This window comes from Methylobacterium sp. E-016 (assembly GCF_022829745.1).
Taxonomy (GTDB): domain Bacteria; phylum Pseudomonadota; class Alphaproteobacteria; order Rhizobiales; family Beijerinckiaceae; genus Methylobacterium.
Genome location: NZ_JAKSYF010000156.1, coordinates 1 through 16,359, shown reverse-complemented (window position 1 = coordinate 16,359; position 16,359 = coordinate 1). Strand labels below are relative to the sequence as shown.

Genomic DNA, 16,359 nt, shown 5'->3' with positions numbered 1-16,359 from the left:
CGCCGTGGCCCATGCTCCCCGTTTCGGCATCTGGGCCGCCGTCCACGGCTCCCGCGCCTCCCACCACGATCCCGACGAGCCGGACGATGCCGGCTGGGAGCGCAACCGCGCCCTGGTGCTCGAGGCGGAGGCGCTCGGCTTCGACGCGGTGCTGGTCGCCCAGCACACGATGAACCCCTACGATTCCGGGCGCGACCAGCTCGAGGCCTGGACCGGAGCGGCGGCGCTCGCGGCGCTGACCCGGCGCATCGAGATCATCGCGGCGATCAAGCCGGGACTGTACCACCCGGTGGTGCTCGCCAAGATGGCGCTGCAGATCGAGCATATCAGCGGCGGGCGCTTCGCCCTGAACCTGGTGAATGCGTGGAACAAGGCGGAGTTCGAGCGGGCCGGCCTGCCCTTTCCGGCCCATGACGACCGCTACGCCTACGGCCGCGAATGGATCGGCCTCGTGGACCGGCTGATGCGCGGGGAGACCGTGACCTTCGCGGGTGCGCACTTCCAGGTCGAGGAGTATCGGCTCCGCCCGGCCGGCACCTTCCGGCCGCGGCCGACCATCTATCTCGGCGGCGAATCCGAGCCGGCCCGGGCGTTGGCGGCCGACCACGCCGACGTGTGGTTCATCAACGGCCAACCGCTGCGGGACGTCGCGGCCTTGATCGCCGACCTGCGCCAGCGTCCCGCCGCCAACGGCCCCTTGCGCTACGGGCTTTCGGCCTTCGTGATCGCCAGGGACACCGATGCCGAGGCGCAAGCCGAGCATGCCCGCCTCCTCGCCCTCGCAGAGCGCGACGCGCCGTTGCGGGCCGACACCCGCGCCCGGACCGATCAGGCGAGCGTGATGTTCGCCAAGACCGATGCCGCCGCCTCGCGGCACGTCGGAACCAATGGCGGCACCGCCGCCGGGCTGGTCGGCAGCTACGACACGGTGGCCGAGCGCATCCGCGCCTTCCACGCCGCCGGCATCGACCTGTTCATGCTGCAGTTCCAGCCGTTCGAGGCGGAGATGCGCCGCTTCGCCGAGCAGATCCTGCCGCGCGTGCGCTGAACCGGAGACCATCGATGAGCGGCCGCCAGCTGCACCTCAACGTCAACCTGCTGCATTCGGGCGTCTACCCGTCCGCCTGGCGCCTGCCGGACAGCCGGCCAGACGCCTTCGTCGACATCGACCACTTCGTGCGCGTCGCTCGGATCGCGGAGCGCGGCAAGCTCGACGCGATCTTCCTGGCCGACACGCCCGCGATCAACGACCGGATCGACCACCGGCCGTTCAACGCCCTCGAGCCGACCGTGGTGCTCGCGGCCGTGGCGGCGGCGACGCGCCATGTCGGCCTCGTGGCCACCGCCTCGACGACCTACAACGAGCCCTACAACCTCGCCCGCCGCTTCGCGAGCCTCGACCTCGTGAGCCGCGGCCGGGCCGGGTGGAACGTGGTGACGACGGCCGATGCCGCCGCCGGCCGCAACTTCGGCTTCGCGGGCGCCTCGGCGCACGGCGCGCGCTATGCCCGGGCGCGGGAGTTCACCGACCTCGTCCACGCCCTGTGGGACAGCTGGGAGGACGACGCGTTCGTCGGCGACAGGGCGAGCGGCCGCTTCGTCGACGCCGCCAAGGTCCACGCCGTGAAACATCGCGGCACGCACTATTCGGTCGCCGGGCCGCTCACGGTGCCGCGCAGCCCGCAGGGACGCCCGGTGACCTTCCAGGCCGGCGGTTCGGAGGATGGGCGCGAGCTCGCCGCCGCCACCGCCGACGCGGTGTTCTCCCTGGCCCAGACGATCGAGGACGGCGCCGCCTACGCCCGCGACCTGCGCGCGCGGGCAGCGCGCTACGGACGGGGGGCCGACGCGCTGGTCGTCCTGCCGGGCCTCGCCACCGTGATCGGCTCCACCGAAGCCGAGGCGCGGCGGCGCCAGGACGCGCTCTGGGACCTCGTGCCGGTGGAGTACAGCCTCGCGCGCCTCGCGGGCACGCTGCGGATCGATCCTGCCCGCCTCGACCTCGACAAGCCGCTGCCCGATCCGCTGCCGCTGCCGCCGGATGCCAACCACACGATGTTCCTCGGCACCGTCGCGCTCGCGCGCCGAGACGCGCTGACGGTACGCCAGCTCCTGCGGGCCCTGGGCGGCGGCGTCGGCCACCGCATCGTCGCGGGCACGCCGGAGGCGATCGCCGACGACATCGAGGCCTGGTTCCGGGCCGGCGCGGCGGACGCCTTCAACCTGATGCCGGACGTGCTTCCGGACGGCCTGGAGACCTTCGTGGACGCGGTCGTGCCGATCCTCCAGCGGCGCGGCCTGTTCCGGCGCGACTACGCCGGGACCACCCTGCGGGATCATCTCGGCCTCGCGCGCCCTGCCAGCCGCTTCGCCGCGACGGGGGCCGCCGCTTCGGCGTGAGCCCCGTCGCGGCAAGGGGCCGGGAGAACATCGCTATCCTCCCGCCGCGAAACACGGCGACGATCCCCTTCGAACGGGCCGAAATTCGGCAATCGCTGCTCTTGATGCGAGACCTTCGTTTCGAGATACCAAGACCAGTCTTCATCATCGAAATTCCATCGAAAAGCGTGCGCCGTGCCTGCATCGACCCGTCGCGTCTTCCTGTCCGGCGCCCTGGCCCTTTGCGTCGGGCCGGCCCGCGCCGCGTCGGCGCCCCTGCGGGTCGTGGCCTCCTCGCTGCCGCATGCGGAGATCCTCGAATTCGTCGGCGACACGCTCGCCCCCGACCTGCCGCTGAAGGTGATCGAGATCTCGGGCGATCTGCGCCCGAACGCCCTGCTGCGTGACGGCGACGCCGACGCCAACTTCTTCCAGCACGTCCCCTTCCTCCGCTCGGAGGAGGCCGCCATGGGGATGCGCTTCGCCGTCGTGGCGGCGGTGCATGTCGAGCCACTGGGATTGTACAGCCGCCGGGCCAAGGCGCTCGCGGACCTGCCGGCCGGCGGGGTCGTCTCCCTGTCGAACAACGTCTCGAACACCCACCGCGGGCTGTCGCTGCTTCAGGCCAACGGCCTGATCCGGCTGCGGGCGAAGGAGGCGGACGTGAACGCGACGGTGGACGACATCGTCGAGAACCCGAAGAGCTTCCGGTTCGTCGAGATCGCGCCCCCGCAACTGCCGCGCTCCCTCGACGACGTGGCGCTCGCGGTCATCAACGGCAACTACGCGCTGGAAGCGGGGCTGGAGCCTGCGCGGGATGCGCTGGCGCTCGAACGGGCCGAGGGCAACCCCTACGCGAACGTCCTCGTCACGACGGAGGGCCTGGCGAAGGATCCCCGCGTGTTGCGCCTCGGAACCCTGCTGACCTCGGCCGAGGTCGCGGATTTCATCCGCAAACGCTACCGCGGCTCGGTCGTCCCCGTCCGCCCGTCCTGACCGGCACGGCCCAGGCGAGGCCGCTCCGGCCCACCGATCGACCCTCTGCCCCCTCATCCCCGCCCGCTGCCCCGGCTTCGCCGGGCCGAGCGACAGGAGTCCACGACCGATGCGCTTCCTGAAGACTTTCGCCGTCGTTCTCTTGTCCATGGGCGCGATGGCGGCCCAGGCCGAGACCTTGAAGATCGGCACCGTGCCGGGCGCCTACAGCGACGCCGTCACCGCGGCCGCCAAGGAGGCCAAGGCGCAGGGCATCGACGTGAAGGTGATCGAGTTCAGCGACTGGACGACGCCCAACGTCGCCCTCGACGGGGGCGACATCGATCTGAACTTCTTCCAGCATCGTCCCTTCATGGAGAACGCCGCGAAGCAGAAGGGCTACCGGTTCGACATCGTCGGGCTCGGCATCCTGCAGAACATCGGCCTGTTCTCGCTCAAGCATAAGAGCCTCGACCAGGTCCCGGTGGGGGGCAAGGTCGCCATCGCCAACGATCCGGTGAACCAGGGCCGAGGCCTGCTGCTGCTGCAGAAGGCCGGCCTCATCAAGCTCAAGGACGATGTCGGCTTCCTCGGCACCGTCGACGACATCGTCGAGAACCCGAGGACGCTGAAATTCACCGAGGTCGAGGGGCCGCAACTGGTGCGGATCACCGGCGATGTCGATCTCGCGCAGGGGTATCCGCATTTCATCGTCGCCGCCGGTGCCTTCGATCCGACGAGCGGGCTGATCTATTCCGGGATCGAGGACAAGCTCTTCGCGGTGAGCTTCGTCACGAAGGCCGCTCGCAAGGACGATCCGACGATCCGGAAATTCGTCCAGATCTTCCAGAACTCCGAGGCCGTGAAGCAGCAGATCGACAAATCCTTTGCCGGCAGCGACAAGCTGTACCTGCTCGCGTGGCAGAACTGACGATGGCGAGCTTGGCTCTGGACAGTCTCGGATCGATCGATCCGGCCGCGCCGAAGGCGACGGGCGCAAACGCGGTCCCGGTGGCCCGGGAAGACGCGGCCCGGCGCGGCGTCGGCACGGTGCGGTTCGAGAACGTCGCGAAGACCTATTGCTCCGCGGGCGGCGAGGTCCGCGCCCTCGACGACGTCAGCCTCGACGTCTCGTCCGGCGCGATCTTCGGCATCATCGGCCGCTCGGGTGCCGGCAAGTCGACCCTGCTCCGGACTGTCAACCGGCTGGAGGAGCCCACATCGGGCCGCGTGCTGGTCGACGGCGAGCCCATCGAGGCCCTGCGCACGGACGGTCTCGTGGCCCTGCGCCGCCGCATCGGCATGATCTTCCAGCACTTCAACCTCCTGTCGGCCAAGACCGTCCGGCAGAACGTGGCCCTGCCGCTCAAGGTGGCCGGCGTCGTCAGGGCGGAGGTCGACCGGCGGGTCGCGGAGGCGCTGCGCCTCGTCGGCCTGGAGGGCAAGGCCGAGACCTATCCGTCGCGCCTCTCGGGCGGGCAGAAGCAGCGCGTCGGCATCGCCCGCGCCCTGGTCAGCGACCCCGAGATCCTGCTCTGCGACGAGGCGACCTCGGCGCTGGACCCGGAGACCACCCTGTCGATCCTCGGCCTGCTGCGGCACATCAACCGGCGGCTCGGCCTGACCATCATCCTCATCACCCACGAGATGAGCGTGATCCGCGAGATCTGCACCGACGTCGTCGTGCTGGAAGCCGGGCGGATCGCCGAATCCGGCCCGGTCTGGCGCGTGTTCGGCGCGCCCGAGCACCCGGCGACCCGGGCGCTGCTGGCGCCCCTCACCCGCGACGTGCCGGACGACCTGGCGCAGCGGCTCCTGTCGCATCCCGCGCCGGGCGCGCAGGCCGTGCTGCGGATCACCTATGCCGGGCGTTCCGCGCCCGACCTGTCGGCCCTCGTCGCGGCGACGGGGGGATCGGTGCGGCTTCTGCAGGCGGGCGTCGAGCGCATCCAGGGGCATGCCGTCGGCCGCCTGCTGATCGCCGCCGAGGGGATGCAGGCGGAGGCCCGGCTGAGGGCCATCGGGGAAACCGTCGAGGGGATCGGCTATGTCGCCGCAGATGATTGACCGCCTCTGGCAGGCGGCGTTCGACACGATGTTCATGGTGGGGGTCTCGGCGGGGATCGCGGTGGTCGCCGGCATCCCGCTCGCGCTGTTCCTCGTCACCTCCGGGCCGGGCGGCATCTTCCCGGCGCCGCCGGCGAACCGCTTGGTCGGCCTCGTCGTGAACGGCTTCCGCGCCGTGCCCTTCATCGTGCTGCTGGTCGCGCTGATCCCGTTCACCCGGCTCGTCGTCGGAACCACGATCGGCGTCTGGGCCGCCATCGTGCCGCTGGCGGTGAGCGCGACGCCGTTCTTCGCGCGGATCGCCGAGGTCTCGCTGCGGGAGGTCGATCCCGGGCTGGTCGAGGCGGCCCAGTCCATCGGCTGCCGCCGTCGCCACATCCTGCTCCACGTGCTGCTGCCCGAAGCCCTGCCGGGGATCGTCGGCGGCTTCACCATCACCGTCGTGTCGATGATCGGCGCCTCGGCCGTGGCCGGTGCGGTCGGCGCGGGCGGGCTCGGCGACGTGGCGATCCGCTACGGCTACCAGCGCTTCGACACGACCGTGATGTCGGTGGTGATCGCGATCCTGATCGTTCTCGTCTGCCTCGTGCAATTCACGGGCGACAGCGTCGTGCGGAGGCTCCGGGCGCGATGAGCGACGGCCGAAAGCAGATCCGGCTCAACGCGTTCAACATGAACTGCGTCGGCCACATCAACCACGGCCTGTGGACCCACCCGCGCGACCGCTCGGCCGCGTACAACACCCTGCGCTACTGGACGGACCAGGCGAAGCTTCTGGAGCGCGGCCTGTTCGACGGGCTGTTCATCGCCGACATCCTCGGCGTCTACGACATCTACGGCGGCGGCATCGACGTGACGGCGCGGGAAGCCGTGCAGCTGCCGGTGAACGACCCGAAGCTGATCGTTCCGGCCATGGCCGCGGTGACGGAGCATCTCGGCTTCGGCATCACGCTCAACGTCTTCGCGGAGGCGCCCTACACCTTCGCCCGGCGCCTCTCGACGCTGGACCATCTCACCGGCGGGCGGGTCGGCTGGAACATCGTCACCGGCTACCTCGAGAGCGCCCATCGCGGCCGGGGCGAGGCGCTTCCGGCGCACGACAGGCGCTACGATTACGCCGACGAGTATCTCGAGGTGCTCTACAAGCTCTGGGAAGGAAGCTGGGACGACGCGGCGGTGCGCCGGGATCGCGAGGCGCGGGTGTTCAGCGATCCGGCGCTGATCCGGCCGGTCTCCCATCGCGGCGAGTTTCTGGCGGTCGACGGCTACCACCTGTGCGAACCCTCGCCCCAGCGGACGCCCGTGCTCTACCAGGCGGGCGCCTCCGGCCGCGGCCGGGCCTTCGCCGGACGGCACGCCGAGTGCGTGTTCATCTCGGCGCGCGACAAGACGTCGGCCCGCGATTCGGTCCGCGCGATCCGCGCCGAGGCCGCCGCCGCCGGGCGCGACCCGCAGGACGTGAAGGTGTTCATCGGCATCGCCGCCATCCCCGGCCGCACCCGTGCCGAGGCGGAGGACAAGCGCGCCGAGTACATGCGCTACGCCAGCGCCGAGGCCGGGCTCGCCCACTTCTCCGCCTCCACCGGCATCGATTTCGCCCGCTACGGCCTCGACGAGCCGATCCCCTACGCCCCGGGCAACGCGATCCAGTCGGCCACCGCCGCGGCGGCCAAGCGCGGGCTGACCAAGCGCGACCTGCTCTCGGAAATGGGCCTCGGCGGCCGCTACGCGGTGCTGACCGGCGACGCCGCGTCCATCGCCGACGAGCTGCAATCCTGGGTCGAGGAGGGCGAGGTGGACGGGTTCAACCTCAGCCGCCTCGTCGTGCCGGAAAGCTTCTCGGATTTCATCGACCTCGTGATCCCCGAGCTCCAGGACCGCGGCCTGTACAAGACCGCCTACACGCCGGGCTCGCTCAGAAACAAGCTGTTCGGCCAGGGCGACCGCCTGCCCGCCCGCCACGCCGCACACGCCTATCGCGGCGCCGCCGCGCTCGGAGGCTGACCGCAGGCGTCCTGCCGCCATTCCGAAGAGCCCGGCTGCGACAACAGCGAGGCTCGGATGGCCGGCCCCCTTCCGGCCGGATCGAGGCGAGTCCCCCGCGATGGATCTCACGGGTCGCCGGCGCCCTCGCCCGCGACGCCGGCCGGCCTGCCGCCGGACGACATGACGTATCGCCCACGATCACGGTGGCGGTCCTGCGGAACGAGCGGCGCGGCGAAGCGAAACGGGGACCGGCAAGCCGCGATCAGGTCGCCGCCTCATCCTCGCCCCAGCGACGCAGCGCCCGGACATGCGGCCGCAGCAGCGTGATGCCGAGAAGCGAGATGCCCGCGAGCGTCGTGCCGAACAGCGCGATCGGCAGCCACGCCCCACCCGAGGCTTCCGCCAGCACCGTGCCGACGATCGGCGTCAGGCCCCCCGCCACCGCGCCGCTGAACTGGTAGCCGATCGAGATGGCGGTGTAGCGCACCCGGGTCGGGAAGGCGCCGGCGACGTAGCCGGCCACCACCGCGTAGAAGCTCGCGATACCGAGCTGGATCAGGCACAGGCCCAGCGTGATCGCGGCGAACGAGCGCGTCTCCAGCAACAGGAACAGCGGGTAGGGCGTGACGATGCACCAAAGGAGCGAGAGCTGGAGGAAGCGGCTCTCGTCGCCGAGCCGCTCGGCCACGCGCGCGGCCACCGGCTGGACGACGAACTGCACCCCGGCGGTGATCAGAAGGGCATCGAGGATCACCGCGCGCTCGATATGCAGGTACTGCACGGCGTAGGTGATCAGGAACACTTGGTAGAGATACACCGAGGCGATGGCGAAGGTGTTGGCGGCGATCGCCATCAGCAGCGGGCCGCGCTGCGTGCGCAGCACCTCCGGGATCGGCGCCGCCCGGGCGAGCGCCTCCCGATCGGCCGCCTGCGCGGCCTGGAACGCCGGCGATTCCGCGACGCCGAGCCGGATGACGAACCCCACCGCCAGGAGCACGACGCTGGCAAGGAACGGCAGGCGCCAGCCCCAGGCGAGGAACGCCTCCTTGTCCATCAGCCCGGCCAGGCGGAACGCCAGCAGCGAGAGGATCTGCCCGGCCGGGCTGCCGAGCTGGGCGAAGGAGGCGAAGTACGTGCTACGCCCGCGGGGGGCGTGCTCGGCGGCGAGCAGCACGGCGCCGCCCCACTCGCCGCCGACCGCGATGCCCTGGAAGAGGCGCAGCAGCACCAGGGCAACCGGAGCCCAGATGCCGGCCGAGGCGTAGGTCGGCAGCAGCCCGATCGCGCTGGTGGCCAGCCCCATCATGACGAGCGTGGCGATGAGTGCGCGCTTGCGCCCGAAGCGGTCGCCGAGGTGGCCGAAGATGAGGCCGCCGGCCGGCCGCGCCAGGAAGCCGACCGCGAAGGCGCCGAACGCGGACAGCGTGCCGAGGAACGGGGTCTCGCCCGCGAAGAACAGCGGGCCGAACACCAGCGCAGCGGCGACGCCGTAGATGAAGAAGTCGTACCACTCGATGGTCGTGCCGATGAAGGCGGCGACCGCGGCGCGGCGCGACTGATCGGCGACGCCCGCGGAGGGAGTGGGTGACGCCTGCATGTCCGCTCCGCGACCAGGGGCCGAGCGCGCATCACCCGGCTGGTCATCAGGTCACGACCGCCGCCGCCGCGCAAGCCGGGGTCGCCGCGCAGCATCAGGCCATCGACCGCATCGGCGACCCGACGATGATCGATGTCGCGTCGCACGAAGCCGGTGAGCACGGTGCGCCACCTTGGCATCCAGACGGCCGCCTATGCCGGCATTCCCGCGGCGAACGGCGCGTTCCGTTGGCTGCAGGGCGGGCGTCGTCCGATCGAGCACCGGGCTGCCCTCACGGGCATCCTGTTCGGGCCGCGCACGGGGCTGCCGTGGGAAATTTCGCTGCGGCGGGCGATCCGGACCGGGCATCCCGCGGGCGGCGGCTAGGACTTGTCCGGCTCGGTCGAGGGGGCGGCGAGGGCGCCCACGCCGTTGCCCATCTCCAATCCCCGGTGGGGCGGCACGCCGCTCGGCAGCACGGGCGCGGTCGCGGGCTCGTCCCGCACCTGCCCCAGGCCGGCTTCGACCTCCTGGATGAGGTCGGCGAACTTGTACGGCTTGCTGAGCAGGCGCGTCCCCGGCGGCAGCGCGCTGCGAAGATCCGCGCCCGCGCCCGAGGTGACGATGATGCCGACGCCGGGCCAGCGGTGGTGGACGAGATGGACGAGGGCGACGCCGTCGCCGACGATGCTGCGCCCCGTGATCAGCATGCGGACGGTGTCCGGTCCCTGGAGCACCGCCAGCGCCTCAGCGGCGGTGCCGACCTCGATGGCCCGGTAGCCGAGATCGGTCAGCATGTCGGCGGTGACCATGCGGACGAGCTGGTCCGCCTCCGCGATGAGGATGGCGAGAGGCCTGCCGTCACCGATCATCGAATACGCTCCTGATGTCCGTCTCAAGGTCGTCAAGACGAGGAGCTGCGGAGCACTCCGGCATGGCGATGGCCGCTCCGAAGAGTTCGAAGCCGCGAACTCTGATACCGCACCCGACGAAAACCTCCTAATCCGGGTGCGATCGGAATCCTCGGTGCGCCAAGTCCGATCGCGCATGGCGGAAGGCAATATCCGGCCGGCCGAACCCTGCTCGGATGCGGGCGGTCGGGACGGGGATGGAGCGTCGGCGGGCGCGGCGGTTCCGACGTCAGCCAACGACCGGTCCGTACGCCGCGGTCGCGGTTCCGGAGGGGAGACGGCGTGCCTGCGAGCCCGCTCCGCCTTCTGCCGAAGGGTCAGCGCGGCCACCTTCGCTTGGCGGCGGAGCGAACGGGCCTGCTCCAGCCGATGCCGGAACGCTTCCGGCCCCCGCCTCGAACGCTCGCCCCGAACTTCGTCTCGCCCGCCGCGTCCCCTGCCGGGAAAAATCTTTTCGGCCCGACTAGACGACCGGTCTAATCCGAGCTATATCCCGGTCATGGCACGCGTCACCGCACAGACCGACACCCGCCAGGGCATCCTCGACACCGCCTACGGCCTCGTGGGCGCGAAGGGGTTCTCCGGGGTCGGGCTCAACGAGATCCTCGCTTCGGCCGGCGTGCCGAAGGGATCGTTCTACCACTACTTCGGCTCGAAGGAGGCGTTCGGCGAGGCGCTTCTGGAGGACTACTTCGACACCTACCTCGCCGAGCTCGACGCGATGCTGGCCGAGCCGAGCCTGAGCCAGGCCGACCGCCTGATGACCTACTGGCGGAAGTGGCAGGCGACGCAAGGGGGCATCGACGACCGGCGCAGGTGCCTGGCGGTGAAGCTCGCGGCGGAGGTCTCGGACCTGTCCGAGGCCATGCGCCTCGCCCTGAAGGCAGGCACCGCCGGGATCATCGAACGCCTGTCGCGAGCGATCGCGGCCGGCGTGGCGGAGGGCTCGCTCACGATCGCGAGCGAGCCGCACACGACCGCCGAGGACCTGTATCACGTCTGGCTCGGCGCCAGCCTGATGGCGAAGATCGGGCGGACCGACGCCCCGTTCGAGGCCGCCCTGGGCACGACGCGGCGCATCCTCGGCCTCGCGTCGCACTGATCATCCCCTCGGCGCCGGCAACGGCACGCGTGGCTGCGCAAAACCAAGACGACCGGTCTACTCAGATCCTCATCATTCCCCTGGGCCGGCGGGGGGAACGCGAACCGGAAGGAGAAAACCGATGCCTCACCACACCAAGACGCTGGCCGCCGCCCTCCTCGCAGCCGCCGGCCTGACGGCCCTCCCGGGCGCCACCACGGACGCGACGGCGCAGGAGCGGATCACCCTGGGGCCATCGGCGCCGTCCGCATGGCCCGGTTCGAGGAGGTCCGCGGCACGAATGCGGAACTCCGCCCCGCGCAGGCGGCCCCGGCCCGCGACCCGGCCGCGGAACGCGCCGCCAAGGCGCGGTAGCACCGCCAAGGCGCGGTAGCGCCGGCCCGCCCCATGCCGGCCCCCGCGCGGGGAGTCCCCCTCGAGGACGTCCTCGCACCCCACCTTCACTCGCCCAACCTCCCCTCGCCCAACCTCCCCTCACCCAAGCCAACGATCCGGAGAACGACATGAAGATCCTGATGGTCCTGACCTCCCACGACCAGCTCGGCGACACCGGCCGCAAGACCGGCTTCTGGCTGGAGGAGCTTGCCGCCCCCTACTACGTGTTCAAGGATGCGGGCGCGGAGGTGGTGCTGGTGTCGCCCAAGGGCGGCCGGCCGCCGCTCGATCCGAAGAGCGCCGAGCCGAGCTTCCAGACCGACACGACGCGCCGCTTCGAAGCGGACGCAACGGCGATGGCGGTGCTGGCCGAGACCGGCCGGCTCGTCGGCGTCGGCCACGACGGCTTCGACGCCGTGTTCTATCCCGGCGGGCACGGCCCCCTCTGGGACCTCGCCGAGGACCCGGCCTCGATCCGGCTGATCGAGACCACGCTGGCGGCCGGCAAGCCCGTGGCCCTGGTCTGCCATGCCCCCGGCGTGCTGCGCCATGCCAAGGCCGGCGACGGGACGCCCCTGGTCGCGGGCCGCAACGTCACCGGCTTCGCGAACACCGAGGAGGAGGCGGTCGGCCTCACCCGGGTGGTTCCGTTCCTGGTCGAGGACGAGCTCGCACGCAACGGCGGCCTCTACGCCAAGGGTGCCGACTGGGCCCCCTTCGTCGTCACCGACGGCCTGCTCGTCACCGGCCAGAACCCCGCCTCCTCGGGTCCTGCCGCCGAAACGCTCGTCGCACGCCTCGCGAACCGCTGACGGGTCGGGCGTCCCCCGCGGCGCCCGCCCCCGACCATCGCACGGCCGGCGCACCGCACGGCCCTCCCCATGACCCGGCCGAGGCACCATGCCCGCATCGGCGATCGCGAAGGCTCTCAGATCATGACCACCGACATCGTCTTCTCGGACGCGACCGGCCTCGCCGCGCTGATCCGCACCCGCCAGGTCTCGCCGGTCGAGGTCGTGCAGGCCCATCTCGACCGCATCGCGGCGGTCGACCCCAAGGTCAACGCTATCGTCACCCTCGCGGAGGGCGCGCTCGCCGCCGCGCGGGAGGCCGAGGAAGCGGTCATGGCCGGCAAGGAGCTCAGGCCGCTGCACGGCGTGCCCTTCACCGTGAAGGATTCGATCGACACGGCAGGCGTCCTCACCCAGCGCGGCTCGCCGATCTTCGCGGGCCGCCGGCCGGACGCCGACGCCACCAGCGTCGCCCGCATGAAGAGCGCCGGCGGCATCCTGCTCGCCAAGACCAACCTGCCGGAGTTCTCCTACTGGATCGAGAGCGACAACCTGCTCTCGGGCCGCTCGAACAACCCGTGGGACCTCGACCGCACGCCCGGCGGATCGAGCGGCGGCGAGTCGGCGGCGATCGCGGCGGGCCTGTCGCCCTTGGGCCTCGGCACCGACCTCGCCATCTCGGTGCGCGGCCCGGCCGCGCAGACCAGCATCGTCGCGCTGAAGCCGACGCACGGGCGCGTGCCGATGACCGGCATCTGGCCGCGGGCGCCGCGCCGGTTCTGGCACGTCGGCCCGATGGCGCGCTCGATCCGCGACCTCGCGCTCGCCTTCGCGCAGCTGGCCGGTCCCGACGGCCTCGACGGCTTCGCCTCGCACGGCGGCCCGTTCGACGCCGGAGCCGGCATCGCACCGGGCCGCAAGCTCCGCGTCGGCTGGATGGTCGGGCCGGGCTTCGGGCCGATCGACACGGAGGTCGCGGCCACCGTCCGGGCGGCGGCGGACGCGCTCGCGGGCGAGGGACACCCGGTGCAGGAGGTCCGCATCCCGGCCCTGGAACGCGACTTCGCCCTCGACGTGTTCAACAAGCTCCACGTCATGGAGATGAAGCCGGCCTTCCGGGAGGCGACCGCCGGGCACGAGGATCGGATGTACAGGATGGCGCGGACGATGCTGTCGCTGCCCGACACCTCGATGGCGGACTACGTCGCGGCCGAGCAGGCGGCCGAGCGGCTGAGGGACGGCTACGCCGCCTATTTCCGGGATTACGACGTGCTCCTCACGCCCGTGCTGCCCGTGCCGGCGCACAAGCACGGCATCCGGGACCTCGTCGTCGACGGCGAGACCGTCGACCTGACCTACCTGCAGGGCGCGACCGTGCCCCTGAACGTCACCGGCCTGCCGGGGGTGTCGATGCGGTTCGGCACCAGCCGCGAGGGCCTGCCGATCGGCGTGCAGCTGGTCGGCAGCTGGCAGGCGGAGGCGACGATCCTGCACGCCGCTGCGCTGCTGGAGGGCGTGAGCCCGGTCCGCGGCCTGCACCCGAGCCTCTGACGGGAGGGGATAGGCCCGGGTCGCACACCGCGCTCCCAGGCCGCCGGCACGAAAGCCTGCGTCCGGCCGACCTTCGCACCGTTCTCGCGATGGACGGTCGAGGGGGCGCCACCGGAGCGCCGCTGGCGGATGGCCTCTCGAAGGGCCGCCAGGCTTCGGGCCGGCGGATCGATCGCACACCGGGCGCGCGGATCGTCGTGTCCCGCATCCCGAGGCGTCGTCAGGCCGAGTCCGGCATCCGGTCGAGGAGCTTGTCGAGGGTGATGGGGTAGTCGCGCACCCGCACGCCGGTCGCGTTGTAGACCGCGTTGGCGATCGCCGGGGCGACGCCGACATGGCCGAGCTCCCCGACGCCCTTCGCCTTGACCGGGGACATGGTCGGGTCGACCTCGTCGAGGAAGACCGCCTCGAGATGGGGCACGTCGGCGTGCACCGGCACCTCGTAGCCGGCGAGATCGTGGTTCACGAAGAAGCCGCGCTTCATGTCGACGACCATCTCCTCCATCAGGGCGGCGCCGATCCCCATGGTCATGCCGCCGATGATCTGGCTGCGCGCGGCCTTGGGGTTGATGATGCGCCCGGCCGCGCACACCGCCAGCATCCGGCGGACGCGGATCTCGCCGGTGTCGGCGTCGACGCCGACCTCGGCGAAGTGCGCGCCGAAGGTCTGCTGCGCGAAGCGCTTGGCGAGATCGCCGAACACGATGGTGTCCTCGGCGACGAGGTCGCCGGCTTCCGCCGCCCGCCCGAGCGGTACGGCGCGGTTGCCGGAGCGGACCTCGCCCTCGGCGAAGGCGACGTCGGCCGAGTTGAACCCGAGCCGCTGGGCCACCGCCTCGCGAAGCTTGACGCAGGCCGCGTAGACGCCCGCGGTGACGGAAGGGGCCCCCTGCTGGCCGCCGGAGCCCGGCGTCTCCGGAAAATCGGAATTGCCGAGGCGCGCGACGACCCGATCCGGCGTGACGCCCATCATCTCGGCGGCGGTCTGCGCGACGATGGTGTAGCTGCCGGTGCCGATGTCGGTCATGTCGACCTCGACCGTGACGACGCCGCGTGCGTCGAGGCGCACGCGGGCGGCGGACCGGGCGATCTTCGCCGCGCGGATCGCCCCGGCCATGCCGAACCCGACGCGCCAGCGCCCGTCGCGCAAGCCGGCCGGCTGCGCCTGGCGGCGCTCCCATCCGAAGCGCTCGGCACCGAGGCGCAGGCACGCGACGAAGGGCCGGGTCGAGAACGGGATCTCCGGGTGCTCGGGGTCGACCTGGGTGTCGTTGAGCGCCCGGAACGCGACCGGGTCCATCCCGAGCTTCTCGGCCATCTCGTCCATGGCGATCTCGAGGGCCATCAGGCCCGGCGCCTCGCCGGGCGCCCGCATCGCGTTGCCCTCGGCGAGGTCGAGCACCGCCAGGCGCTGGCGGGTCATCCGGTCGGCGCCGGCGTAGAAGGCGCGCGTCGCCGCCGTCGACGGCTCGGTCCGGCCGCCGGCGAGGTTGCCGTTGAGGTTGTCGTGGCCGATCGCGGTGATCCGCCCGTCCCGGGTCGCGCCGATCCAGATGCGCTGGATCGTGGCGGGGCGGTGGATGGTGGTGTTGAACATCATCGCACGCTGCAGCGCGAGCTTGACCGGCCGGCCGGCCACCCGCGCCGCCACCGCCGCGAGCGCGAGGTCGGACTGGACGGTGCCCTTCCCCCCGAACCCGCCGCCGACATACGGCGAGACGAGGCGGATCCTGTCCCGGGGGATGCCGAGCGTCCTGGCGAGGTCGCGCACGCCCCAGTTCATCTGCTGGATCGAAGTGTGGCAGGTGAGCCGGTCGCCGTCCCAGGCGGCGATGGTGGCATGCGGCTCCATCATCGCGTGGGCTTGGTCGGGGGTGGTGTAGCGCGCGTCGAGCTGGACCGGTGCCCGCGCGAACGCGGCCTCGAAGTCGCCGACGCGGGTCTCGGGCTTGCCGCCGAACGGGCCCTGCTCGGCCACGGGCGCGGTCGCCTCCTGCGCGGCGAGGTCGAAGGCGCCCGGCTCCTCGACATACGTGACCCGGACCAGGGCCGCGGCGGCCCGCGCCTGCTCGAAGGTCTCGGCGACGACGACCGCGACGGCCTGGTGGTAGTGGTCGACGACGAGCGCGGCGAGGAAGCGGTGGACGTAGAACTCGCCCTGGCCGAGCGGCCCGGCATTCTCGTGGGTGACGACGGCGACGACGCCCGAGGCGGCCTTCGCGCGCGCCACGTCGAGGGTCGCGATCCGGCCCTTGGCGATGCCGGCGCCGACGATGAAGCCGTAGGCGAGGTTCGCGTGCGGATCGTGCCATTCGTAGGCGTAGGGCGCGGTCCCCGTGACCTTGAGCGGTCCTTCGACCCGGTCGGTCGGCTTTCCGACGACCTTGAGCTGGTCGATCGGGTTTTGGCCGGCGGGCTGATCGAACTTCATGGCTTTAGGCCCTCGCTTGGTTGAGCGCCGCGGACAGGGTCCGCTCGGCGAGCGTCAGCTTGTAGGCGTTCGCGTGGGTCGGCGCGGCGCCGGCGAAGACCTGCTCGGTCACCGCCTTGGCGCCCCGCGGCAGGTCGGCCTCGGCCGCCTCCACCCGCCAGGGTTTCGGCGCCACCCCGCCGAAGGCGACGCGGCCGGCCCCGTCCCTGCCCAGG

Annotated in this window: 13 protein-coding genes and 2 pseudogenes; 11 read left to right on the top strand and 4 right to left on the bottom strand. The window is 71.8% G+C overall.

What is annotated here, in order from left to right; translation table 11 throughout:
* The first annotated feature begins 4 nt into the window (after nt 1–4).
* The 7 genes from MKK68_RS23065 to MKK68_RS23035 all read left to right on the top strand — a co-directional run bounded on the left by MKK68_RS23065 (nt 5) and on the right by MKK68_RS23035 (nt 7,425).
* Nucleotides 5–1,048 (top strand): LLM class flavin-dependent oxidoreductase, encoded by a 1,044-nt coding sequence (locus MKK68_RS23065; protein WP_147725710.1) that lies wholly within the window; start codon nt 5–7, stop codon nt 1,046–1,048.
* A 14-nt stretch (nt 1,049–1,062) separates the two neighbouring features.
* Nucleotides 1,063–2,400: an LLM class flavin-dependent oxidoreductase gene (locus MKK68_RS23060; protein WP_244033035.1), complete on the top strand. Its 1,338-nt coding sequence runs from the start codon at nt 1,063–1,065 to the stop codon at nt 2,398–2,400.
* Nucleotides 2,401–2,574: 174 nt separating this feature from the next.
* Nucleotides 2,575–3,375, top strand: a complete 801-nt coding sequence (locus MKK68_RS23055) for a MetQ/NlpA family ABC transporter substrate-binding protein (protein ID WP_243950180.1) — start codon at nt 2,575–2,577, stop codon at nt 3,373–3,375.
* A gap of 109 nt (nt 3,376–3,484) precedes the next feature.
* Nucleotides 3,485–4,285, top strand: coding sequence for a MetQ/NlpA family ABC transporter substrate-binding protein (locus MKK68_RS23050; RefSeq protein WP_147860045.1), 801 nt, complete (start codon nt 3,485–3,487; stop codon nt 4,283–4,285).
* 2 nt (nt 4,286–4,287) lie between these two features.
* Complete coding sequence (locus tag MKK68_RS23045; protein ID WP_409567314.1) at nt 4,288–5,421, top strand: methionine ABC transporter ATP-binding protein; 1,134 nt, start codon at nt 4,288–4,290, stop codon at nt 5,419–5,421.
* Entirely contained in the window at nt 5,402–6,055 is a 654-nt protein-coding gene (locus tag MKK68_RS23040; RefSeq protein ID WP_147725708.1) for a methionine ABC transporter permease, read from the top strand. Before MKK68_RS23045 ends, MKK68_RS23040 begins: the two co-directional genes overlap by 20 nt.
* Nucleotides 6,052–7,425: an LLM class flavin-dependent oxidoreductase gene (locus MKK68_RS23035; RefSeq protein WP_244033033.1), complete on the top strand. Its 1,374-nt coding sequence runs from the start codon at nt 6,052–6,054 to the stop codon at nt 7,423–7,425. Before MKK68_RS23040 ends, MKK68_RS23035 begins: the two co-directional genes overlap by 4 nt.
* 244 nt (nt 7,426–7,669) lie before the next feature.
* On the opposite strand, the gene MKK68_RS23030 is transcribed toward MKK68_RS23035, so the two are convergent.
* Nucleotides 7,670–9,004: an MFS transporter gene (locus MKK68_RS23030; protein WP_147725706.1), complete on the bottom strand. Its 1,335-nt coding sequence runs from the start codon at nt 9,002–9,004 to the stop codon at nt 7,670–7,672.
* 234 nt (nt 9,005–9,238) lie between these two features.
* Between MKK68_RS23030 and MKK68_RS23025 the strand changes: the two are divergent.
* Nucleotides 9,239–9,322, top strand: a pseudogene (locus MKK68_RS23025) (IS5/IS1182 family transposase); the annotation flags it as partial.
* A 44-nt stretch (nt 9,323–9,366) separates the two neighbouring features.
* Here MKK68_RS23025 and MKK68_RS23020 read toward each other — a convergent pair.
* Entirely contained in the window at nt 9,367–9,855 is a 489-nt protein-coding gene (locus MKK68_RS23020) for a response regulator (RefSeq protein WP_187274927.1), read from the bottom strand.
* Nucleotides 9,856–10,393: 538 nt separating this feature from the next.
* Between MKK68_RS23020 and MKK68_RS23015 the strand changes: the two genes are divergently transcribed.
* The 3 genes from MKK68_RS23015 to MKK68_RS23005 all read left to right on the top strand — a co-directional run bounded on the left by MKK68_RS23015 (nt 10,394) and on the right by MKK68_RS23005 (nt 13,713).
* The gene (locus tag MKK68_RS23015; protein ID WP_147860048.1) at nt 10,394–10,996 is read left to right on the top strand and encodes a TetR/AcrR family transcriptional regulator; all 603 of its coding nucleotides are present in this window, start codon (nt 10,394–10,396) and stop codon (nt 10,994–10,996) included.
* Nucleotides 10,997–11,499: 503 nt separating this feature from the next.
* Nucleotides 11,500–12,183, top strand: a complete 684-nt coding sequence (locus tag MKK68_RS23010; RefSeq protein ID WP_147725704.1) for a type 1 glutamine amidotransferase domain-containing protein — start codon at nt 11,500–11,502, stop codon at nt 12,181–12,183.
* A 123-nt stretch (nt 12,184–12,306) separates the two neighbouring features.
* On the top strand, nt 12,307–13,713 hold the full coding sequence (locus tag MKK68_RS23005; protein ID WP_244033132.1) for an amidase: 1,407 nt from the start codon (nt 12,307–12,309) through the stop codon (nt 13,711–13,713).
* Between the two features lie 220 nt (nt 13,714–13,933).
* Here MKK68_RS23005 and paoC read toward each other — a convergent pair whose 3' ends face one another.
* Together paoC and MKK68_RS22995 are read right to left on the bottom strand one after the other, a co-directional pair.
* Complete coding sequence (paoC, locus tag MKK68_RS23000) at nt 13,934–16,144, bottom strand: aldehyde oxidoreductase molybdenum-binding subunit PaoC (protein WP_147860398.1); 2,211 nt, start codon at nt 16,142–16,144, stop codon at nt 13,934–13,936.
* Between the two features lie 4 nt (nt 16,145–16,148).
* A pseudogene (locus tag MKK68_RS22995) lies at nt 16,149–16,359 on the bottom strand (xanthine dehydrogenase family protein subunit M); the annotation flags it as partial.